Genomic DNA, 22876 nt, shown 5'->3' on the forward strand with positions numbered 1-22876 from the left:
GAATATAAGAGGCAAGTCACAGTTCTGCTAATCTTGCGCCAACAGAATCACCGTCACACGGTGATACGCATAATAAGATCAGGAGAACGGGGATGAACTATCCATTAATCGCGAACATTATCGTGTTCGTAGTGCTGCTGTTCGTGCTGGCGCAAGCCCGTCACAAGCAGTGGAGTCTGGCAAAAAAAGTACTGGTCGGTCTGGTCATGGGTGTGGTGTTTGGCCTCGCCCTGCACACCATTTATGGTTCCGACAGCCAGGTTCTTAAAGATTCCGTACAGTGGTTCAACATTGTCGGCAACGGTTACGTCCAACTGCTGCAGATGATTGTCATGCCGCTGGTGTTTGCGTCTATTCTCAGCGCCGTTGCGCGTCTGCACAACGCCTCTCAGTTAGGTAAAATCAGCTTCCTGACCATCGGTACGCTGCTGTTTACTACGCTGATTGCCGCGCTGGTAGGGGTTCTGGTGACCAACCTGTTCGGCCTGACCGCGGAAGGTCTGGTGCAAGGTGGGGCCGAAACCGCTCGTCTGAACGCGATTGAAACCAACTATGTTGGCAAAGTAGCTGACCTCAGCGTTCCACAGCTGGTGTTGTCGTTTATCCCGAAAAACCCGTTTGCCGATCTGACCGGAGCTAACCCGACGTCAATTATCAGCGTGGTTATCTTCGCGGCATTCCTCGGTGTTGCCGCACTAAAGCTGCTGAAAGATGATGCGCCGAAAGGCGAGCGTGTACTGGTTGCTATCGATACCCTGCAAAGCTGGGTGATGAAGCTGGTTCGTTTGGTGATGCAGTTGACACCATACGGTGTTCTGGCGCTGATGACCAAAGTGGTTGCGGGCTCCAACCTGCAGGACATCATCAAGCTGGGTAGCTTCGTCGTGGCCTCTTATCTCGGTCTGGGCATTATGTTCGTGGTACACGGGGTCCTGTTGGGTGTTAACGGCGTTAGCCCGCTGAAATACTTCCGCAAGGTGTGGCCGGTGCTGACTTTCGCCTTCACCAGCCGTTCCAGCGCAGCCTCAATTCCGCTGAACGTTGAAGCGCAAACCCGTCGTCTGGGCGTGCCTGAATCCATCGCCTCTTTTGCCGCCTCCTTTGGCGCCACCATTGGCCAGAACGGTTGTGCAGGGCTGTACCCGGCAATGCTGGCAGTAATGGTCGCCCCGACCGTCGGGATCAACCCGCTGGACCCGATGTGGATTGCCACGCTGGTCGGTATCGTCACCGTCAGTTCCGCAGGGGTTGCGGGTGTGGGTGGCGGTGCAACGTTTGCCGCGCTGATCGTCCTGCCAGCTATGGGTCTGCCAGTCACGCTGGTTGCGCTGCTGATTTCCGTTGAGCCGCTGATCGATATGGGTCGTACTGCGCTGAACGTGAGCGGTTCTATGACAGCCGGTACGCTGACCAGCCAATGGCTGAAACAGACCGATAAAACAATTCTGGACAGCGACGATAACGCCGAACTGGCGCATCGCTAAGTCTGTTAGATCTGAAAAACAAAAAACCGCCGGAGTGTCATGCTCCGGCGGTTTTTTTATATCCATTAATCGCTCAGTTCATTTTCCTGGCGAACCTGATTAGCCCAGCGTTGCGCTGATTCCGGGACCGTAAATGCAGGCGAACGCTGAAACGCCTCCCCTATTAAGACAAAAGCGACATATTTTCCGCGCAGTATCCATACGTCACGAAACGCATCCATTTTAACTGCATGCTCTGGTGGGGCTGGCTCCACGCGAGGAACATAGCTAATTACCGGACGATTTTGTTGGCGAAGAGGTTTCATAATCAGTTGCTTCACTAAAGACTAATTCTAAAAATCAGAAAACGGCTATCTTAGCCGATTTTGCCTCCTGACGTCCTGCCTTGCGTGCGCTGTTTGCCTGGTTCATCGCGCTTTACGCCCTCGGTCAGTTCCTGCACCACTGAGCAAGTGGTCTATAGTTAAAGCTTTTGACGGCAACAACGACCTTTAAGCGATGAAAACAGGAGACGAGTTTAATGTCACAGAATGATAAGCACCCACTCCATCACTCAGCGCCGGTTCATGATGCCAGCGAATCCCAGCCAGGACTTGACTCACTGGCGCCAGCAGACGGTTCACATCGGCCAACACCTGAACCCACGCCACCAGGCATGCAGCCCACCACGTCCGGCAGCTTAAAAGCGCCTGACACCAGAAGTGACAAACTCAACGCGCTGGAAAGTTTTCGTAAAGGCAGCGAAGATTTTGCTCTGACAACCAATCAGGGAGTGCGCATCGCGGACGATCAAAACTCTCTGCGCGCAGGAAACCGTGGGCCAACTCTGCTGGAAGACTTTATCCTGCGGGAAAAAATCACCCATTTTGATCACGAACGCATCCCGGAGCGGATCGTACATGCCCGAGGTTCGGCCGCTCATGGTTACTTTCAGCCCTATGCCAGTCTCAGCGCGACAACGAAAGCGGACTTTCTGAGTGATGAAAATAAAATCACCCCGGTTTTTGTCCGTTTCTCTACGGTTCAGGGCGGCGCAGGCTCAGCGGATACGGTCAGAGATATTCGAGGATTTGCGACCAAATTTTATACTGAGGAGGGCATTTTCGATCTGGTGGGAAACAACACGCCAGTCTTCTTCATTCAGGATGCCCATAAATTCCCGGATTTCGTTCATGCGGTAAAACCGGAGCCGCATTGGGCTATCCCACAGGGTCAAAGCGCCCACGATACCTTTTGGGATTATGTCTCGTTACAGCCAGAAACGTTGCACAACGTTATATGGGCGATGTCCGACCGGGGTATTCCACGCAGCTATCGCACGATGGAAGGCTTTGGCATTCACACGTTCCGGTTGATAAATGCGCAAGGGAAAGCCACCTTTGTCCGTTTTCACTGGAAACCGCTGGCGGGCAAAGCTTCGCTGGTATGGGATGAAGCGCAAAAACTTACCGGTCGTGACCCCGATTTTCATCGCCGCGATCTGTGGGAAGCTATCGAAGCAGGCGATTATCCGGAATACGAACTGGGGCTGCAACTCATTCCTGAAGAAGACGAATTCAAGTTCGATTTTGACCTGCTCGACCCGACCAAGCTGATCCCGGAAGAGCTGGTTCCGGTGCAACGCGTCGGTAAAATGGTGCTGAACCGTAATCCGGATAATTTCTTCGCCGAAAATGAACAAGTCGCTTTTCATCCCGGACACATCGTCCCTGGTATCGATTTTACCAACGATCCCTTGCTGCAAGGCCGCTTGTTTTCGTATACCGATACCCAAATCAGCCGCCTGGGCGGACCCAACTTCCATGAAATCCCGATTAATCGCCCGACCTGCCCGTACCATAATTTCCAGCGTGACGGCATGCATCGTATGGACATCGATACCAACCCTGCCAACTATGAACCTAATTCCATCAATGATAACTGGCCGCGTGAAACACCGCCGGGGCCAAAACGCGGTGGATTTGAGTCATATCAGGAACGGATTGAAGGAAACAAAATCCGCGAACGTAGCCCCTCTTTTGGCGAATACTATGCGCACCCTCGCCTGTTCTGGTTAAGTCAGACGCCAATTGAACAGCAGCATATTATCGGCGGATTCAGCTTCGAACTCAGCAAAGTTACGCGCCCCTATATTCGGGAAAGAGTGGTCGAACAGTTAGCCCATATTGATACAGCCCTCGCCGAGGCGGTTGCCGATAATCTCGGTTTTGAGCTAACCGAGGAACAGGCCAAAATCGCCCCACCGGCTAACGTCAATGGTTTGAAAAGTGCGCCGTCACTCAGTTTATATGCGGGTGCGCAAGGTGAGATTAAGGGCCGCGTGGTCGCCATTCTACTTAATGACCAGGTGAAATCGGGCGACCTGCTTGCCATCATGCAAGCCTTACAGGCCAAAGGCGTTCACGCCAAACTGCTCTATTCCCGAATGGGTAATGTGGTTGCCGATGATGGTTCCGTCCTGACAATCGCCGGTACCTTTGCGGGTTCACCATCGCTGACCGTCGATGCGGTTATCGTTCCGTGTGGCAATATCGCAGATATCGCTATGAACGGTGATGCCCGATATTACTTACTCGAAGCGTATAAGCACTTAAAACCTATCGCACTGGCTGGCGATGCGCGTCAGTTTAAAGCAACGTTGGATATCAAAACTGAAGGAGAAGAAGGCGTGGTGGAGGCAGACAGTGCAGACGCACAGTTTATGGATACCCTGCTGACGCTAATGACTGCGCACCGCGTCTGGTCACGCGCCGGAAAAATCGACACGATCCCTGCCTAAAAAAATGCGGCGCATTATGCGCCGCAAACTCAGGAGTTAGACGTTCAGAAAACTGCCAAGACGATAACCGCGTTCCGCAATAGCATATTTCAGTGACGGAGACGTCAGCACGTCGAGCTCAGTTAAGCGGGGGTAACAGTAGGCACTTTGACGAATAATGTCATCGATAAAGGCCGGATGACACATCACTTCCAGCGAGGACTCTCCCCGGTCTGCTGACGCGTCAAGCGTTTGCAAAAACAGGGCTTCAGAAATCGCTTCGCCATAAAACTCGCTGCTGAATCCCTGGGAAGTCCGTAACGTCTGCGGAAAGTCAGACGCCTGGAATACCGTCTGACGATCGATCCGTAACGCAATCCCCCGTTGGGCAGCAAACCCGGCCACGATAGGGAAAATCTGCGGGAACATATGCACATGGTGATGGCTATCCAGATGCGTTGGCTCCCGCCCGAACAGGTCAATAAAACGCTGATACTGCGCGGCCAGTTCCTGAGAAATTTCATCCAACGGCAAGGTGTCTTCTTCAGCCATCCGCCAGATCCATTTTCCCAGTAACCCGTCACGAGTAAGGCCTGGCATTGCCGTCAACGGCCTGCCCAGCGTCAGAACAAAATGCATCCCAACGGCAAGTTCAGGAATGTCGCGACTCAGCTGTACCGCATGGTCAATGGCTGCGCCATTAACCAGTGCGGTTGTCGAGGTGACCACGCCATTGCGACAGGCTTCAACAATGCCGTAGTTTTGTCCTTTACTCAGGCCAAAATCATCCGCATTTACAATCAGTACGCGTTCCATAGCCGACCTCAGTTAGTGTTGTTCGCTTTTGAGTTTCTCGATACACCCGGCGAAGTTTGGCAGCCATTTTTCATGCGCCAGAATCAGCTCACGCGCCAGAATCTCGGCATCGCTGTCAGAATGCACCAGCGGACTCAGGTTCAACGCCAGCAGCACATCATTCAGCTCGCCGCTCAGTGCCGCATTGCTCGCCGCGACTTCAAAGCCTTTAATGGTATAGATAAGGCCGAGCACTTTCTCATCAAAATGGGTAATACGTGGGTGCGGCGTGGCGCCGTTGCGTCCCAGTGTACAGGTCATCTCAACCGCCCAGTCTGCCGGGATATTGTCAACATGCCCATGGTGCGGAACGTTGACATAGTGCTCGGTCTGTTTGTCGTTGTAGATGGCGTTGATCACTTCACAGGCCGCATCGGAGTAATAGGCTCCACCGCGCTGTTCCAGCTCTTTCGGTTTCACGTTCAAATCCGGATTTTTGTACAGATCAAACAGTTGTTTCTCCACTTTCTGTACCACCTGAGCGCGAGCGCCGCCCTTATAGTATTCACCCATTTCAATCGCCAGCATCTCTTTTGGCTTGAAGTAATAGAGCAAATATGAGCACGGCAGCAGCTTCAGCGAGCGAATCAACCCTTCACTGAACGGCAGATCGAAGATGTTCTTCACGGTGGAGGCTTTCAGTTGACCTGAAGCCACGCCATCCAACAGTTCATCAAAGCGTGATTTACCATTCACCAGTACGTCTTTAATAAAGACCATATGGTTCAGACCGAACAGATCGATGGATAAGTCATCGCTCTCTTTCAGCGCCAGCACATCGCTAATGAACATTTTCATGCCGACAGGAATATTGCATACACCGATGAATTTCTTAAAATTCGTATGGCGATAGACCGCTTCCGTCACCATCCCGGCCGGGTTAGTAAAGTTAATCACCCACGCATTCGGGCACAGTTCTTCCACATCTTTGACAATATCAAAGATAACCGGAATAGTACGCAGACCTTTGAACAGCCCACCAGCGCCGTTGGTTTCCTGCCCCAGATACCCGTGACTCAGCGGAATGCGTTCATCCTTTTCGCGGGCTTTCAGTTGCCCTACGCGCAGCTGGGTAGTAACGAAATCAGCATCTTTCAGCGCTTCACGGCGGTCCAGCGTTTTAAACAACTTCATCGGCACGCCAGCTTTATCGATCATGCGCTGGCAAAGGTCAAAAATAATGTCCAGCTTCTCTTTTCCATCGTCGACATCAACCAGCCACAATTCAGAAACCGGTAATTCATGATAGCGCTTAATAAAGCCTTCAAGTAACTCAGGGGTGTAGCTGCTCCCGCCACCGATAGTGACGACTTTTAATTTCTGGCTCATACTTTCTCCCTTCAGTGTCAAAACACTGACGTGTATTATGCTCAACCCGTTTGTCAGGTATAGCGTGGCTGTCCCGACGCTATTTTGGGCAAGCTATAAAAAATGGGTTATTGGCAAATAATATCTACTGATTAAATTCAGTTAATTTCTTACGATAGCTATTAGGTGTAAATGACGTCAGCTTTTTAAACGTTTTAATAAACAGGCTTGGACTACTGTAGCCAGATTCGTAAGCAATATCCGTTACAGAATAGTTAGTCATTTCCAGCTGTTTTTTAGCAAAGTTAATGCGGATTTCATTAATGATCTGCATCGGCGTCTTGCTGTAATAACGCTGGGTTGCACGGGTCAGATACTCCTGGGATTTCGCGGACAGGTGTACCATGTTTTCCAGCGCATTCTCGCTAAACTGCCGCTTGTCATGCATGGTCTCCACGGTGGTTTTAAGCCACTGCGGAATATCATCCAACACCTGCTCTTCGCGATGATGGCGCAACCGGTTAATAATATAGAAGGTGACCACTTCTACAAATTCATCCAGTCCACTCTCGCGAAAGTTCAATGATGCAATAACCGTTTCAATGTAAGTGAGAAACGAATTATTCGCCCGATAGACCTGCGATGCAACGAAACAAAATGGCAGCAGCGGGTGGTAGTGCTGTTCAAAAAAGCGTTTACTGATACCGACGTTCAGGATCCTTGTCGCCCCAAAATCATAAAAACTCTGGTGATGCGATCCCAATGGAATAAAAACAAAGTCCCCGCGTTCGAGCAATACGCGTTTACCGTTGATTTCCTGATAATAGCGCCCGGTTAAAACCAGGGTAAATTCGTAGTAGTCATGCTGATGCAGCCCGCTGATGCTCTCAGTTTTGTTGTAGATGAACACATGGAAATTTTTGCCATTAAACAGTTGCTGCTCATAGACGGTTTTAATTTCCGGTGCGTTAATCTGTAGCTGCATTATGCACTCCTCGCTATTTCAGCTTTTCGTGAAGCTCAATCAGTTCAGTCACCAGCTCACGCGCCAGCATTGATGTCATCAGGTGGTCCTGAGCATGAACCAGCACCAGGCTAACTTTCATTTTACCTTCGCCCTGATCGCCTTCAATCAGTTTCGTTTGCACGAGGTGCGCTTCGTTCAGCGCCAGACGGGACTGGTCCATCATAGCCTTAGCTGACTCGAAATCGCCTTGCTTGGCCATTTTGAGCGCGCCGTACGCCAGGCTACGCGCCTGACCGGAGTTGATGATGAGACCCATCACCACTTCTTCAAGTTCTTCTGCTTCTGACTGCGTGTCGACGATGTTTTCGATATCCAACATACTTTTTTCCTCTGGTTCAGTCCGGCATGACCGTGAAGCCATGCCGGATTAAATTTAGAATTTCAATGCGTTAGCGATATCTTCTTCGCTTTCTTCTTGATCAATAACGTTCTGCGCTTTGTTGGCTACCACCACGAACGGCAGGTAAACCAGCGTGGCGATACCAAGGTTGAACAGCGCGACCAGCAGAGCAGCGACGCTACCGTTGGTGTTAAAGAACGCGCCCAAACCGGTTGGCATGGTCCACGGTGCGATGTTGGTAATCGGTGGAATAATGCCGGAGTAATAAGCTGCCAGCGTAATCGCCGCCAGAATCGGTTGCACCAGAATGAACGGGATAAACATCACCGGGTTCATGATGATCGGCAGACCGAACAGGATAGGTTCGTTAATCTGGAACAGGCCTGACGGCAGTGCCAGTTTAGCAACCTGACGATAATCCGGACGACGCGATGCCAGGAAGATAGCGATAATCAGACCCAGCGTAGCCCCGCTACCCCCGAGGAAAATATAGGAGTCGAGCATCGGTTTCGCCCAGACGTGGAAGGTCTTTCCGGCTTCCAGCGCGGCGTCTACGGAACCAAACTGTTGGTAAATGGAGATGTTTTCCAGCGCCCATGGCGTCATGATACCGCTGTCCAGCGCGGTCAGCGCCAGTGAACCGTGAATACCGAAGAACCACAGCAGCGGAACAAAAATCACGTAGGCCCAACCCACCACGCTACCCAGCGATGCCAGCGGAGTTGAAATGGAATCCATGATGATCTGGTGGAAGTTCGTACCCCAGGTGTTCAATGCCCAGGCGATGATCCCCATAATGGAGAGGATAAGGAAGCCAGGAATCAGCGCAGAGAAAGAGCGCGACACGGATGTCGGTACGCTATCGGGTAATTTAATTACCCAATTGCGACGGACCACAAAGGTGAACATTTCCGCGACCGCGAGGCCGATAATAATACCGGAAATAATATTGGCACCGCCGAGCCAGTTCGCGCCAACGGCATAGGCTTCACCCACGCTATATGGCGTTACGGTCATAAACGCGGCGACGGATAACAGCCCGGCAGCCAGAGAGTCGACTTTGCGTTCTTCTGCCAGCGCCATACCGATAAAGAACGGCGCCATCAATGACATGATACCCAGCGTACCGTTATAGACGTTTCCACCAATGCCTTTCAAACTATTCAGCGTTTCAATAGTTGAAGCATCAAGTCGAATGCCCATTGAATAAAAAAACGACCCCTCCCCAAAGCTCAGGAAAACGTTATTGATTAATACAAACATGGCCCCTGCGAGGGTTAACGGCATTAAACGAATAAAACCGTTTTTGATTGCATTAACGTGTGGCTGCTTTCCAATTTTTACAGCAAAAGGAAGGAGTACCTTTTCAAGTGAAGCAATAGCGTTACTCATAGAAAAATACCCTTAAATACCGCAATTAATAATTACGGTGAATGTTAATGAAATAACTCTTTGACGGGAAAATTAAAAAAAAATAATTAATTTGCTGCGGCTTTTTTAATTGCTGCAACCGCAGCCTTAAGCACGCCTAAACCATCGACTTTGCCATACAGCAGCGAGTCAATCACTTCCACAGGCTTGTTGGGTAACAAACGCTGAATTTCGGGCAACATATAAGCAATTTGTGGACCTAATAATACAACATCGGCCACTGGACCTTTTTCTCCGGCCAGCGTTTCAGGAAACGCTTCAATAATAACCGGTACTTCGTATTTTTCGGCCTGAGCACGCATCTTCGAAACCAACAATGAAGTCGACATGCCCGCAGAACAAAACAGATAAATGTGTTTCTTTTCCATTAAAACGATCCTCATGTGCGATTATCTGTCACCAGACACTCCGCAAGCCCTAACCTGCATCCATGCTCTGGGTAACTTGCGTCAGCTAAATTACTTTTTTAGGTGGCTGAAATGAGTATACGGGATTGCACCGGCGGATGGTATTTCCTTGACCAACTAAATTGTCTCTCCTTGACCTGGCGTTATGACCACCCTCACACTTCAGGTAAATAATTCGCGTCAATAATTAAGATCGTGTGACATAAAAAAACCGGCGCAGTGGCCGGTTTTCCCGAGTGCTCAGGCAATAAACAGTTGTTACTTCTTCGCAGCCTGCGGGTCGGTGTCGTACTCTGCGCAGCTCTGGTAGCCAGAGTTAATCACGTGTCCGGTGTCATCTAAAGCAACAAAATAGGTCTCAGCTTTACCATCTCGTTGACCCAGGATGTAGGTCTGACACGTCCCACGCGCATGGATCATACTGACTTCGGAAGACGGTTTACCGGCAATCTGCGCTACCTGCGCCCGGCTCATCCCTTTCTTCACATCTTTCACCACGGGCTGAACAAATTGGTCTTTCGTACGATCGTAGGCCGTACACCCTGCCAGCATAGTCAAAACAGCCGCTGCGCTCAGAATTCCTGTTAGATTCTTGTTCATATTCCGTCCTCTTGTATTTCAGCGTGTTATATAAGCCTGGAGCACAACAACGCATTTTTCAAGCAATCAGAGGATACTTAGGTGGTTTCGGAAAATTCTATTAAAACAAAATGATGCTATATCAGGCTCGCATCCCTTGTCGTTTGGGCCTCAACGCGTTAGCTTTAACACATCATTTTTTTGATCATTTTATTTTTCGGAGGGGGTTAAATGACTCTGCAGCAAGAGATAATCCAGGCGCTTGGCGCAAAACCGCACATCGATGCAGAAGAAGAAATTCGCCGCAGCGTGGATTTCCTGAAATCGTATCTGCAGACCTACCCCTTTCTGAAATCACTGGTGTTGGGAATTAGCGGCGGACAGGACTCAACGCTCGCGGGAAAACTGTGCCAGATGGCGATCACCGAGCTGCGAAAAGAAACGGGTAATGACGCACTGCAGTTTATTGCCGTACGCCTACCGTATGGCGTTCAGGCCGATGAGCAGGACTGCCAGGATGCCATCGCCTTTATTCAACCGGACCGCGTACTGACCGTCAATATTAAGGGCGCGGTGCTGGCCAGCGAACAGGCCCTGCGTGAAGCGGGTATTGAACTGAGCGATTTTGTGCGTGGCAATGAAAAAGCCCGTGAACGTATGAAGGCACAATACAGTATCGCCGGCATGACCAGCGGCGTTGTCGTGGGTACCGATCATGCTGCAGAAGCCATCACCGGATTTTTCACTAAGTACGGCGATGGCGGTACCGACATTAACCCACTATTTCGTCTGAACAAGCGCCAGGGCAAACAACTGCTTGCCGCGCTGGGGTGCCCGGAGCACTTATATAAGAAAGCACCAACTGCCGACCTCGAGGACGATCGCCCTTCTCTGCCGGATGAAGCCGCACTGGGAGTCACTTACGACAACATCGACGACTATCTGGAAGGAAAAACGCTGGATGCCGACGTCGCGAAAAAAATTGAAGGCTGGTACGTGAAAACTGAGCATAAACGTCGCACACCGATCACCGTATTTGATGATTTCTGGAAAAAAGCGTAATCCTATTCCCTTCAAAATGCCGGGTAGCGCCAGGATTGGCCCTATCTGGCATTAGCCTGCTGAATCTCATGCCGCTTTTTTAATCGCCCTCAAACTGCTACACTGGATGAATAACCAGCATCTGGAGTCAACAGTGGTACAGCGTCAATCAGCCCCTCGTCTGACATTTGAGGCAGCGGCAATCTATGAATATCCCGAGCACCTGCGCCCGTTTTTGAGTGCGCTTCCCACCGCGCCAGGCGTCTATCTGTTTCACAGTGATAGCGACACCATGCCGCTTTATATTGGTAAAAGCGTCAATATTCGCAGCCGTGTGCTGGCGCATCTTCGTACCGCAGACGAAGCGAGTATGCTGCGTCAGGCCAGGCGCATTAGCTGGATTTGTACGGCAGGAGAAATTGGCGCCCTGCTGCTGGAAGCGCGGCTTATCAAAGAACAGCAGCCCCTGTTTAACAAACGGCTGCGACGCAATCGCCAACTGTGTGCCTTGCAGCTTACCGACCGAACGGTTCAGGTGGTTTACGCACGAGATATTGATTTCTCCCACGCCCCCAATCTGTTTGGCCTGTTTGCCAACCGCCGCGCAGCGCTACAGACGCTGCAAAGCCTCGCCGATGAACAACAGCTGTGCTACGGCCTGTTGGGGCTGGAACCCCTCAGCCACGGGCGCGCCTGTTTTCGCTCCGCGCTTAAACGCTGCGCCGGAGCCTGCTGCGGGAAAGAAAGCCCTGAAGCACATCATTTGCGTCTGGTAGAAGCCCTGGAAAGAGTGCGCGTAATCTGCTGGCCGTGGAGCAATGCCATTGCGCTGCAGGAAACCCGCGCTGAAATGACGCAGTACCATATCATCAATAACTGGCTGTGGCTGGGAGCCGTTTCAACGCTGGATGAGGCAGCTACACTCGCGCGAATGCCGGCCGGCTTTGATCAAGATGGCTACAAAATTCTCTGCCGGCCTATTCTGTCTGGTCAATATGACATTATTGAACTGAGTCCGGAGAATGCCCCGGCATCCAGTTAATCTCGCTGAACAGCAGTTTCCCCTCGCGCTCCAGCAGTCGTAACGTGTGTTTACCGTCGTGCCAGCTTGCACCCTGATCGACGGTCAACAACTTATCACCCAGTTGCCAGGCTCCGCTGATAACAAACACCACGCCGCCGCGCGAACCAAAGGTCGTAAAGGTGCGATCGGCAACTCTGACTTTTGCCTGGCAGACATCCCGTCGGGTCATGATATTAAAATCCATCGACATCTGCCCTTCCGTCAGCTTCGCTTTTACCACCTTGTCACCGGCAAAGGTAAAAGGCTGATGCTGTTTCAGGGTATGCGTGAAGGTGTTCGGCTCTTCCAGCGTCACTTCTCCACCTTCCAGCAGGGTAATCACGCGTTCTACGCCGGGAAAAAGAGAAAACTCCCCATTCGCTGCGATGGAGGCGATACTCGCCCGCCAGTGAAAATCTCGTGTTGCTGGCGGAAAACAGCAAATCTCACGCGTTTCTCCCGCACCATTTCGCCACAGATTGACCGGCATTTTGCGGATATCAAAGTATTCCATCATCCCTCCAGAAAGGCGCAGCACGGCAGCCCACCGTAAACAGGCAGCCATAAATCATCATTGTTATATTCACCCTGCAGATTATTGTTATCGGCAGCAGAGTTGATTTGCCTTAGCGATGAACCCGGTGTTTTGCAAAAAAGAACAACGCGCCATCCAGGTGGAGTTTTCGCGGGCTTCAGGAGAATAACGTGTCACAAGCGCGGTGCAAGAGGCAGCAAAGAAAAAACCGCCGATCCTGCCCACCTCGTTAAACGTGTTGTGGACAAGAGCGGCGGTCTTGAGTTTGGTTTCACACTGTGCGGCAATCAGCACACACAGCGTGAATGATATAGTGTAGACGCTGAACGATTACTCAGCAGCTTGCGGCATTTTACCCTTCTGCGCGGCACGTTCTGTCAGACGCTTCTCAAAATTGGCATTAAACTGCTTTTTCTGTTCCGGGGTCAGAATGTTGTAAATCTTGTTCTGGGTTTCCATATGCGCCAGCATGTTGGCTTTGCGCTGTTCTTCCATCTTCGCAATCTGCGCTTCCGCTTTCGCTTTATCGAAGCTATCGCTGGCGATGATGTCGTGCATTGCGCGGCGCTCTTCCAGCGGCGGACGTTTCATCTGATCACGCTGACCTTTCATGATCTCGCGAATCTGCTGTTTCTGCGCATCGGTCAGGTTCAGGTCTTTAAACATCATGTCGTGATGCGGGGCAAACTTACCGTTGTGGTGCATCATTGGTTTGGCATCAGCTGGCGCAGCTGTTGTCGTGTCAGCGGCGTGGGCCAGGTTAGCAGCGCCCAGCGCCAGGGTAGAGGCAACAAACAGAGCAGTCAGTTTACGCATAATTTCTATCCTTTCTTTCAGTTATTTTTACGACACTCATGCGACTCTTATGCAATGTGATGTCGTGTTGACGAGATTAACTTTACCGGCTTAAGCGTCAATTAATCAGAGCAACGGTAAAACAATGAAAGTGTAAAAAACAAACTTTCATCAATTATGGAGAAAAAAAGAATAAATTGCGTAGAGTTGCAATAAAAAATTACAACAGGATGATTTTGAAGGGATTATGAAGAACTATACCTCATCCCTGATTATTAAGAAAGCAATTCACCAGGAATAATCCGTAATAAATAAAAACAGCACGCAAAAATAAGCCCTTAGGGATAAACCAAAGGGCATATATATTTGTCACAATTTTTCGAGCATCAATCCGGCACGTAAACCACAGGCCACGTTTGGATTTGGAAAAAGAACGTATTCAACATCATGGGTGACGGTAAAACGTTCATCACCGTCCTGCGCCAGCAAGGTGCCCTCTGTAAAAGGGGTAAAGTTGAGCGTCTGGTTATCCATGTGAAGAATGAAATCGTCGCTACGCCGCGTGATTTGCGACACCACGCGGTAACGCAGCGGAGATGTTTCTCCCGGTGACATTCGCTCGCCCTGCAGCAGCTTCGCCAGCGCATCTGCCGTCTGCGCAAACTGAGTCAGATCATTTTGTCCAAACGGCAGCGCTTTACCCAGTTCCAGCGTGCAGGCCAGCGCGCCAAAATGTTCAGCGCTAAAATGGGTGAACGTGCCGCCAGGTGTCTGATGGAAAACCAGCGCCTCCAGCCCTGCCTCTCCCAGCCATCCCAAAAAATCTTCGTCCCAGGCAACGTTGCGTTGTGGCAACACGCCAAAGCGCAGATGCTGCGAGCCGCGAATCGCGGTGTGCAGATCCAGATGCCAGCGGACTGGCTCTTTCGCCCGCGAATAAAAATCCTCCAGACACAGCTCAAGCTGATGGGCTCGGTGCGTTTCTTCACTCGCGGCAAAAATCTGCCAACGGCCGCCAAACATACGGTTCAGGTCGCTATGACAATAACGTTGTCCCGCCGCCAGCGCCTGCGGGTTCCCCAGAATCACCAGCAGCCGCCATGTCAGCGTTAGTTCACCGCTAAACAGCCTGGAGAGAATTGAATCAAGTATCTCTACCGGGGCCGTTTCATTACCGTGGATCCCCGCAGACAGCACCAGCGAATATTCCGCCGGAGTGTCCGGCGTCAGCTCCAGAATTCCGTGACCAATCCACTGCCAGGAAAAGCCGCGAGCTGTGCCCTCGGTTGTCTCGGGGGTTATCCCTGCCAGCGTCTGGGCCAGAAAATTATCCATGGCTGGTCCTCTCCTGCTGGAAGGGATACACAGAGCCGAGGTTGAGCAATTGCGTCAACGTATCCAGCGCTTCACGCCCCTCACGCAACAGCTGCGGGTCGGCAAGGTCGGCGGCGGTAAGACGATCGCGATAGTAACGGTCGACCCAATTATTCAGCGTGTTAAACAGATTATCGTTCATGATAACCGCCGGATTTACGGCCTGCAGCTCCTGTGGCGTAAGCACCACTCTCAGGCGCAGACATGCCGGACCGCCGCCATTGGACATACTTTCACGCAGATCGAATACCTGCAGGTCATCGATCGGATTGTCTTCCTCGAGCAGACGGTTCAAATACCGCCACACGCCCGCATGCTCCCGACACTCCTGCGGCAGGACCAGCATCATCGAACCGTCATCACGGCTCAGTAACTGGCTGTTAAACAGATAGGTAGTCACCGCATCCTGCACCGACACTTCCGCAGCAGGGACTTCCAGCGGGGTAAAACCTGCCACCTGACTGCGCAACAGCTCGAACAACGCCTGCTGTCTGGCAAACGCCAGCTGATGACAAAACAGTACCTGGCGATTCGACACCGCAATCACATCGTTATGAAACACGCCAAGATCGATAACGTCTGGGTTTTGCTGGGCAAAAATGCGCTGATGCGGGTTAACCTGATTCAGTCGGGCGACCGCCTCGCTGGCCTCACGGGATTGCCTCGCCGGATAGCGCTTCGGATGGGACGCATTCCCTTCTTCACGACCGTAAACAAACAGCTGTACGCCAGGGTCGCCGTAATCCCCGCTGAGGCGGTTATGGTTTGCCGCACCTTCATCACCGAATAGCGCAACCTGGGGTAACGCGCCGTGGACCGTAAAACTATTCTCATCACGGAAAATCGCCCGTAGCAACGCTTCGGTGGTCGGCGCTTCCAGCGAACGGTGAAACTTATTATTCAGATTCGCCACCGTCAGATGCACTTTCCCGTCCAGCGCATCGGCTGAAGGGCAGACCGTTGCCGCATTCGCCACCCACATAGACGATGCGGAGCTGGCGCTGGAGAGCCAGTGAGGCGCCTGACGCGCCACGTTCTCCAGTATCTGTTCGTCGCGGCCGGTAAAGCCCAACTGACGCAGCACCGGAATATACGGCCGCTCATGAGGCGGGATCACCGCCTGGGGAAATCCCGCATCCGCCAGCGCTTTCATCTTTAGCAGACCCTGCTTCGCCGCCAGACGCGGGTTCGATACCTGAAAACGATGTTTGGTTGAGGCCTCATTACCAAATGACAGCCCCGCATAGTGGTGGGTCAGCCCCACCAGACCATCAAAATTTACCTCACGGGCTTTCATAGCTTATCCTCGCGAGAAAAATCCAGGCCGGGGCTAAGCGTCGTTGGCAGCGTTAGGGCCGGTGATTCCAGACTTGCCATCGGCCAGGCGCAATAATCTGCGGCATACCACGCGCTGGCGCGATGGTTCCCGGAAGCGCCAACGCCGCCAAACGGCGCTGTACTCGCCGCGCCGGTTAACGGCTTATTCCAGTTGACGATCCCGGCCCGCGCCTCAAGCAGCAGTTGATCAAACTGGCTGCGATCGGGGGAAACCAACCCACACGACAATCCAAAGCGGGTGTTGTTCGCCATACGAATTGCGTCATCAAAGCTGTCATAACGCCAGACGCCAAGCAGCGGTCCAAAGACCTCTTCATCGGGTACGTTCGCCGCCCCGGTCAGTTCGATGATCCCAGGGGTGAGCAGTGACGTTCCGGCTTGCACCAGACGTGGCGCTAACAGCGTCCGGCCCCCTAACGACTCCAGACGCTGCCAGGCATCATAAACATGCCGCGCGGCCTGTTCGGAAATCAGCCCGCCAATAAATGGCTGCGGTTCTGCGTCCCAGTTGCCGGGCATTAAACGCTGGCTGACGTCCACCAGGCGCTTCAGGAACGCATCCCCCTGCGCGCCTTTTTTAACTAACAGGCGACGGGCGCAGGTACAACGCTGTCCGGCGGTGACAAACGCGGACTGAATAGTCAGATGCACTGCGGCATCAATATCTTCCGGGTTCTCAATAATCAGCGGGTTGTTGCCCCCCATCTCCAGAGCGAGGATTTTTTCCGGCTGGCCGGATAGCTGTCGATGCAGTTGATAACCCGTATTGGCACTGCCGGTAAACAGCAGGCCATCGAGATCGTCCTGCCCGCTCAGCGCCTGCCCCGTATCGCGACCGCCCTGCACCAGGTTCAGCACACCCGGCGGCAATCCCGCCTGCTCCCACAGCTTTGTCACGGCTTCACCGGTCCACGGCGTCAGCTCGCTGGGTTTGAAAATCAATGTGTTGCCTGCCAGCAGTGCCGGAACAATATGACCATTGGGTAAATGGCCGGGGAAGTTATACGGGCCAAAAACCGCCAGCACGCCGTGCGGGCGATGGCGCAACGTCGCTGCGCCATCCGGTAATTCGCTGTGATGCTCTCCGGTACGCGCATGCCAGGCTTTCACGGAGATGGCAATTTTATTGATCATCGCCGTCAGTTCTGTAGCAGCTTCCCAACGGGGTTTGCCGGTTTCCCGGGCGATAATCTGTGTGAGTTCGGCTTTATTGCTTTCCAGCAATGAGGCAAATTTTTCAACAATGGCCTGGCGTGCACCAAAGGGCTGTTTAGCCCAACCGGCAAAGGCTGCGCGCGCTGCCCGGCACGCCTGCGCTACCTGGGCTGCATCGGCATCATTCCCCTGCCACAGCACATCACCGCTTACGGGATTGGTTTTCACCCGACGCTCGCCCAGCCCCGTCACCCAGTCGCCGTTTATCCATAATGTCATGCTGTTTTCTCCTCTGCACAAAGACGCACAAAACGTACATGATCGCCCGCGTGACATTTCAGGGCGTCCAGTTGCGCCGCCGTCAGTACCAGACGCTGAGTATCCGGGTCGGCACGAACCAACATGACGCGGAAGTTTTGATAATTTTCATTGGCAACCAGACAAGCAGGATAGTCGCCTGGCGCAGGCTGCCCTTCAGCCACCTCCACCAGCCTGCTTTTACGGATAGCCCGTACCCGGTCAATATCGCACTCCAGGGTCGGTCCACCGTCGAAAATATCGACGTAGTTGCGGTAGCGAAATCCTTCTTTCTCCAGCACCGCCCGCGCAGGAGCCGTTTGCGGATGCACCTGACCAATCACGCTCTGCGCTTCGTCAGACAGGAAATGGGTATAAATCGGATGCTTAGGCATCAGTTCAGCAATAAAGGCTTTTTGCCCGGTTCCGCAGAGAAAATCCGCCCGGCTGAACTCCATTGAGAAAAAACGTTTGCCGAGGCTTTGCCAAAACGGAGAGTAGCCGTGTTCATCGATCACGCCGCGCATCTCGGCCACGACCTTCTCATTGAACCGGTCACGAAAGGCCGCCATAAACATAAAGCGCGACTTCGACAACAAATAGCCGTTGCCTTCTTTACGCCAGTCCGGATCGAGAAACAGAGAACAAAGTTCGCTACTGCCCGTGTGATCGTTACTCAGAAACAGCGTCGGCAGCGCGTTATACACGTTCAGCTCTTTCGAGGCGTGCACCAGTGTACCGACCCGGTAGTTGTACCAGGGATCGTTAAGCCCTACCGCCACCTCAATGGCGCAAATCCCCGCCACGGTTCCGCTGGCGCTGTCTTCAAGCACAAACACATATCCCTGCTCACTTTTGGGCAACTCACCGCGCCAGGTTTGTAGCGAACGTTCGATACGCGCCATCAGCGTAGCTTCATTCGCCGGTAGCGAGGTCAACCCGCCGCCGGTCTTACTGGCAAGCTGCATCAGCGCGGTGATATCAGCGCGTTCAATGGGACGAATCACCATCATGATGAACCTCCTGCTTTAATGCGTTCGCAGGCCAGCGCAAAGCGATCCAGTCCAGTGGCGATTTCTTCTTCGCTGACGTTTAACGCTGGCGCAAATCGCACCACATTAGCGCCAGCAATCAGCACCATCACTCCGGCAACGGCCGCTTCTTGCGAGATGAGTTTTGCTTTCCCGGCAAATTCCGCGTTCAGCACACAGCCAATCAGCAGTCCGAGTCCACGAATTTCACTAAACAGCCCAAAACGTTCGTTAATGGCGTTAATACGCTCCACAAACCAGTCGTGGCGCTGTTTCACTCCGTTAAGCACTTCCGGCGTGTTAACAATTTCCAGCAGTTTTCCCGCCACCGCAGTGGCCAGCGGGTTTCCGCCGTAGGTTGTACCGTGCGTACCGACCGTCATCACACTGGCGCAACGCTCTGTCGCCAGCAGTGCGCCGATGGGGAAACCGCCGCCCAGCGCTTTCGCTGTCGTCAGCAGGTCCGGCGTAACGCCGTAGTGCATGTAGGCATACAGTTCGCCGGTACGACCAACTCCGGTCTGAACTTCATCAAAAATCAACAGCGCATTATGGCGATCGCATAATTCACGCAGCCCCTGCAAAAAGGCGTTTGTTGCCGGCACTACGCCGCCTTCCCCCTGCACCGGCTCCACAATAACCGCACAGGTGTTGTCATCAATCAGTTGGCTGGCAGAGTCGAGATCGTTATACACGGCATGGCGGATATCCGGCGGCAGCGGCGCGAAGTCCTGTGAATAGGCGGGCTGTCCTCCGGCGCTGACGGTAAACAGCGTGCGACCATGGAAAGCATTTTTAAAAGCCACAATGCCGCTCTTCTGGCTACCAAAACTATCGTGGGCATATTTACGTGCCAGTTTTAATGCCGCTTCGTTAGCTTCTGCGCCAGAGTTACAGAAGAAAATGCGCTCGGCAAAAGTGGCATCAATCAGCTTTTTCGCCAGGCGCAGCACCGGCTCGTTGGTGTAGCCATTTCCCGTATGCCAGAATTTGCTCGCCTGGTCGTTTAATGCCTCGCGCAATGCCGGATGTGCATGACCCAGCGCGTTAACCGCAATGCCTCCCGCGAAATCGATATACTCTTTACCCTGCTGATCCCACAGACGTGAACCTTCGCCACGCACCGGAATAAAAGGGGCCGGAGCGTATACGGGCATCATCCATTCATCAAAATTTTCACGCGTAATTGACAGAGACATAGCGACCTCAACGGTAAATAAAAGGTTATTTATATGTTAATAAATATAGTGTTTGCGGTGTAAATGTAGATTGCAGGCTTCGTGCCAGCCAGCGAAAAAAGTGCATAAACGGAGGGCGGTGACGGAATATCAACGAGTTACAACCTGACGATATTCACTGTATGTGCATATAAAGTGAATATGTTTGCGTGCCAGATGACTAAACAGAGGAAAAAACGCAATTTTATTCAGTCGCCAAATATAATTCTGGAATTGTGATCGTAAACGAAATTTATCGGAAATTATTGCTCTATTCCGACGCGCTACGCGCCAAAACGGTGCAGTTTTTGCTCCATCGTTAACACCATTAGCAATCATTGTTGGAATCAGGTGACAAGAAGCAGTCAGCCTGCAGAAATTCTGCTACCATCCTTGCACTATTCATCTTGCAAAGTGACAGCGACTATGAAATTTGTCTCTTTTAATATCAACGGCCTGCGTGCCCGTCCCCATCAACTGGCAGCCATTGTCGAAAAACACCAACCGGATGTTATTGGCTTACAGGAGACAAAAGTCCACGACGATATGTTCCCTCTCGAAGAGGTAGCTAAGCTGGGTTATAACGTCTTTTATCACGGTCAGAAAGGCCACTACGGCGTAGCACTATTAACGAAAGAAACGCCGATTGCGGTGCGTCGTGGCTTCCCGGGTGATGACGAAGAAGCGCAGCGTCGTATCATCATGGCGGAAATTCCGTCGCCTCTGGGCAGCATCACGGTGATCAACGGCTATTTCCCGCAGGGCGAAAGCCGTGACCATGAAACCAAGTTCCCGGCCAAAGCCGCGTTTTATCAGAACCTACAAAACTACCTGGAGACTGAACTGAAGCGCGACAATCCGGTATTGATCATGGGCGATATGAATATCAGCCCAACCGACCTCGATATCGGTATTGGCGAAGAGAACCGTAAACGCTGGCTGCGTACCGGCAAATGTTCCTTCCTGCCAGAAGAGCGCGAGTGGATGGAACGTCTGCTGGGCTGGGGCCTGGTAGATACCTACCGTCACGCCTGGCCTGAAAAGAACGACCAGTTCTCGTGGTTTGATTACCGCTCAAAAGGCTTTGACGATAACCGTGGCCTGCGTATCGATCTGCTGCTGGCGAGCAAACCGCTGGCGGAGCGCTGCGAAGAAACCGGCATCGACTATGAAATCCGCAGCATGGAAAAGCCGTCCGACCATGCGCCTGTATGGGCTAAATTCCGCGTCTGATCGTCTGCGTATTTTCACTCTCCGGGCCTGGCCTGGAGAGTCTGTTTATTCTGTGCAAAATCAATAAAGCCACGGTAATACATTGTTGCGGCCGGAAATTTATTATATCTTCGCGCGCACTTTTCGCTGACGAAAACGCTACATTGCATTCGGTTTTACAGGAGAACCCCCATGAAAAAGAAGTTCGCATAACGCAGAATACCGGCTGCTAATTGTTGCGGTATTGTTCTGCGTTCTGGCGGGAGTTTTCCATCATTACGGTCTGACCGATCTGATCACCAATTTCCATCATTTACAAGATGTCATGCGCCAAAGCGGCCTGTTTGGCTATACCCTTTATATCCTGCTGTTTATAGTTGCCGCGCTGTGTCTGATCCCTGGCAGCATTCTGGTGATCGTCGGCGGTGTGCTGTTTGGCCCGGTGACAGGGACGCTTATCTCGTTAGTGGCGGCAACCATGGCTTCGGCGCTGTCGTTTATGCTGGCTCGCTGGCTTGGCCGGGAATTACTGCTGAAATACGTTGGCCATACGGCAACGTTTCAGGCTATCGAAAAAGGCATTGCCCATAGTGGAGTAGACTTTCTGATCCTGACCCGGCTCGTGCCACTGTTCCCCTATAACATTCAAAACTATGCCTATGGGCTGACGGCCATTCCGTTCTGGTCATTTACCGTGATATCTGCGCTAACCACCTTGCCCGGCATCTTTATCTATACGCTGATGTCGCACGAACTGGCCAGCGAAGGGATTAGCTGGGCATTTATCGGTAAGCTCAGCGTTGCGGGGCTGGCGCTATTCATCCTCGTTCAGGCAGCCAAAGCCTGGGCGCGACATAAACATGTCGATCCGGCGCCCGGTCACGAGTACGCGGGTAAATGATCAAGATGAATAAAGCGCGGCGGACACGCTATTACCGTATAAGCTTGCTTGCCCTGCTGCTGCTCGCCCTGATGGCGTGGGCGTGGATACCTGGCGTGAGTGATTTTCTTCACGCCAGCCTGGCGGCATTTACCACGATCGATCAGCATGCTCTTGAGAACTTCATTCGTTCTTACGGAACCCAGGCGGCGGTCGTGTCGTTCTTCCTGATGATCTTACAGGCCATCGTCGCACCGCTTCCCGCCTTTGTGATCACCTTTGCCAACGCCTCGCTGTTTGGCGCATTTTGGGGCGGCGTACTGTCCTGGAGCAGCGCGATGGCTGGCGCGGCGCTGTGCTTTTTTATTGCCCGCGTTTTAGGTCGCGGCGCGGTGGAAAAACTGACCGGAAAAACGGTGCTGAACAACATGGACACTTTTTTCGAGCGCTATGGCAAGCACACAATTCTTGTCTGTCGCCTGTTACCTTTTGTGCCGTTCGACCCGGTAAGCTACGCAGCAGGACTGACCTCGATTCGTTTTCGCCATTTCTTCATCGCCACCGGCATCGGTCAGTTACCGGCCACTATCGTCTATTCATGGGCTGGAAGCCTGTTAACCGGCGGCACATTTTGGTTTGTTACCGGCTTGTTCATCCTGTTCGCTCTGAGCGTGGTGATTGCCGTGGCCAGAAGCCTTTATCTTGAGCATCAACGGAAAAAGACCTGAGTCTTTCCCCCATTTTTAGCA

General features: G+C 52.3%; 22 protein-coding genes. 7 read left to right on the forward strand and 15 right to left on the reverse strand.

Annotation, left to right across the window (positions count from 1 at the left end; genetic code table 11):
* Window positions 1-92 precede the first annotated feature (92 nt).
* Window positions 93-1484, forward strand: a complete 1392-nt coding sequence (gene tcyP / locus KQJ19_RS02430; protein ID WP_109017549.1) for a cystine/sulfocysteine:cation symporter — start codon at window positions 93-95, stop codon at window positions 1482-1484.
* 65 nt (window positions 1485-1549) lie between these two features.
* Here the strand turns inward: tcyP and cedA are convergent, their stop codons facing one another.
* On the reverse strand, window positions 1550-1792 hold the full coding sequence (cedA, locus tag KQJ19_RS02435) for a cell division activator CedA (RefSeq protein ID WP_029139771.1): 243 nt from the start codon (window positions 1790-1792) through the stop codon (window positions 1550-1552).
* Window positions 1793-2004: 212 nt separating this feature from the next.
* Between cedA and katE the strand changes: the two genes are divergently transcribed.
* Entirely contained in the window at window positions 2005-4263 is a 2259-nt protein-coding gene (gene katE / locus KQJ19_RS02440) for a catalase HPII (RefSeq protein WP_103766220.1), read from the forward strand.
* A 36-nt stretch (window positions 4264-4299) separates the two neighbouring features.
* On the opposite strand, the gene chbG is transcribed toward katE, so the two are convergent.
* The 7 genes from chbG to osmE all read right to left on the reverse strand — a co-directional run bounded on the left by chbG (window position 4300) and on the right by osmE (window position 10210).
* Window positions 4300-5058 carry a chitin disaccharide deacetylase gene (gene chbG / locus KQJ19_RS02445; protein WP_131348443.1) on the reverse strand — a complete coding sequence of 253 codons (759 nt, stop codon included), beginning with the start codon at window positions 5056-5058 and terminating at the stop codon, window positions 4300-4302.
* A 12-nt stretch (window positions 5059-5070) separates the two neighbouring features.
* Window positions 5071-6426, reverse strand: a complete 1356-nt coding sequence (locus KQJ19_RS02450) for a 6-phospho-beta-glucosidase (protein WP_016152854.1) — start codon at window positions 6424-6426, stop codon at window positions 5071-5073.
* A 124-nt stretch (window positions 6427-6550) separates the two neighbouring features.
* The gene (chbR, locus tag KQJ19_RS02455) at window positions 6551-7393 is read right to left on the reverse strand and encodes a transcriptional regulator ChbR (RefSeq protein ID WP_085951046.1); all 843 of its coding nucleotides are present in this window, start codon (window positions 7391-7393) and stop codon (window positions 6551-6553) included.
* 10 nt (window positions 7394-7403) lie between these two features.
* Complete coding sequence (gene chbA / locus KQJ19_RS02460) at window positions 7404-7751, reverse strand: PTS N,N'-diacetylchitobiose transporter subunit IIA (RefSeq protein ID WP_003030618.1); 348 nt, start codon at window positions 7749-7751, stop codon at window positions 7404-7406.
* A 54-nt stretch (window positions 7752-7805) separates the two neighbouring features.
* A complete protein-coding gene (chbC, locus tag KQJ19_RS02465; RefSeq protein ID WP_003030619.1) occupies window positions 7806-9164 on the reverse strand; it encodes a PTS N,N'-diacetylchitobiose transporter subunit IIC in 1359 nt (452 codons plus the stop codon).
* An 86-nt stretch (window positions 9165-9250) separates the two neighbouring features.
* Entirely contained in the window at window positions 9251-9571 is a 321-nt protein-coding gene (chbB, locus tag KQJ19_RS02470) for a PTS N,N'-diacetylchitobiose transporter subunit IIB (protein WP_003832547.1), read from the reverse strand.
* Between the two features lie 297 nt (window positions 9572-9868).
* Window positions 9869-10210 (reverse strand): osmotically-inducible lipoprotein OsmE, encoded by a 342-nt coding sequence (gene osmE, locus KQJ19_RS02475; RefSeq protein WP_016152853.1) that lies wholly within the window; start codon window positions 10208-10210, stop codon window positions 9869-9871.
* 210 nt (window positions 10211-10420) lie between these two features.
* On the opposite strand from osmE, the gene nadE reads away from it, so the two are divergent.
* Together nadE and cho are read left to right on the forward strand one after the other, a co-directional pair.
* Window positions 10421-11251 carry an ammonia-dependent NAD(+) synthetase gene (gene nadE, locus KQJ19_RS02480; RefSeq protein ID WP_047498859.1) on the forward strand — a complete coding sequence of 277 codons (831 nt, stop codon included), beginning with the start codon at window positions 10421-10423 and terminating at the stop codon, window positions 11249-11251.
* 133 nt (window positions 11252-11384) lie between these two features.
* Complete coding sequence (gene cho / locus KQJ19_RS02485) at window positions 11385-12272, forward strand: excinuclease Cho (RefSeq protein ID WP_047417878.1); 888 nt, start codon at window positions 11385-11387, stop codon at window positions 12270-12272.
* Here the strand turns inward: cho and ves are convergent.
* From ves to KQJ19_RS02520, 7 genes are all read right to left on the reverse strand, one after another.
* Window positions 12232-12807: an environmental stress-induced protein Ves gene (ves, locus tag KQJ19_RS02490; protein WP_016152850.1), complete on the reverse strand. Its 576-nt coding sequence runs from the start codon at window positions 12805-12807 to the stop codon at window positions 12232-12234. The genes cho and ves overlap by 41 nt on opposite strands.
* Before the next feature lie 351 nt (window positions 12808-13158).
* A complete protein-coding gene (gene spy / locus KQJ19_RS02495) occupies window positions 13159-13644 on the reverse strand; it encodes an ATP-independent periplasmic protein-refolding chaperone Spy (RefSeq protein WP_003030629.1) in 486 nt (161 codons plus the stop codon).
* A 348-nt stretch (window positions 13645-13992) separates the two neighbouring features.
* A complete protein-coding gene (gene astE / locus KQJ19_RS02500) occupies window positions 13993-14958 on the reverse strand; it encodes a succinylglutamate desuccinylase (protein ID WP_181220511.1) in 966 nt (321 codons plus the stop codon).
* A complete protein-coding gene (astB, locus tag KQJ19_RS02505; RefSeq protein WP_216403305.1) occupies window positions 14951-16294 on the reverse strand; it encodes an N-succinylarginine dihydrolase in 1344 nt (447 codons plus the stop codon). Before astB ends, astE begins: the two co-directional genes overlap by 8 nt.
* Entirely contained in the window at window positions 16291-17769 is a 1479-nt protein-coding gene (astD, locus tag KQJ19_RS02510; RefSeq protein WP_216403306.1) for a succinylglutamate-semialdehyde dehydrogenase, read from the reverse strand. Before astD ends, astB begins: the two co-directional genes overlap by 4 nt.
* Window positions 17766-18800, reverse strand: coding sequence for an arginine N-succinyltransferase (gene astA, locus KQJ19_RS02515; RefSeq protein WP_016152846.1), 1035 nt, complete (start codon window positions 18798-18800; stop codon window positions 17766-17768). Before astA ends, astD begins: the two co-directional genes overlap by 4 nt.
* Window positions 18797-20017, reverse strand: a complete 1221-nt coding sequence (locus KQJ19_RS02520) for an aspartate aminotransferase family protein (RefSeq protein WP_200107664.1) — start codon at window positions 20015-20017, stop codon at window positions 18797-18799. The genes astA and KQJ19_RS02520 overlap by 4 nt, the downstream gene beginning before the upstream one ends.
* Before the next feature lie 444 nt (window positions 20018-20461).
* Here KQJ19_RS02520 and xthA point away from each other — a divergent pair, with 444 nt between their 5' ends.
* From xthA to KQJ19_RS02535, 3 genes are all read left to right on the forward strand, one after another.
* Complete coding sequence (gene xthA, locus KQJ19_RS02525; protein WP_016152844.1) at window positions 20462-21268, forward strand: exodeoxyribonuclease III; 807 nt, start codon at window positions 20462-20464, stop codon at window positions 21266-21268.
* A 223-nt stretch (window positions 21269-21491) separates the two neighbouring features.
* Entirely contained in the window at window positions 21492-22148 is a 657-nt protein-coding gene (locus tag KQJ19_RS02530; RefSeq protein ID WP_181012491.1) for a TVP38/TMEM64 family protein, read from the forward strand.
* Entirely contained in the window at window positions 22145-22855 is a 711-nt protein-coding gene (locus KQJ19_RS02535; protein ID WP_103766214.1) for a TVP38/TMEM64 family protein, read from the forward strand. The genes KQJ19_RS02530 and KQJ19_RS02535 overlap by 4 nt, the downstream gene beginning before the upstream one ends.
* Window positions 22856-22876: the final 21 nt, after the last annotated feature.

This window comes from Citrobacter sp. S46_ASV_140 (genome assembly GCF_018919545.1).
GTDB classification, from domain to species: Bacteria; Pseudomonadota; Gammaproteobacteria; order Enterobacterales; family Enterobacteriaceae; genus Citrobacter; species Citrobacter braakii.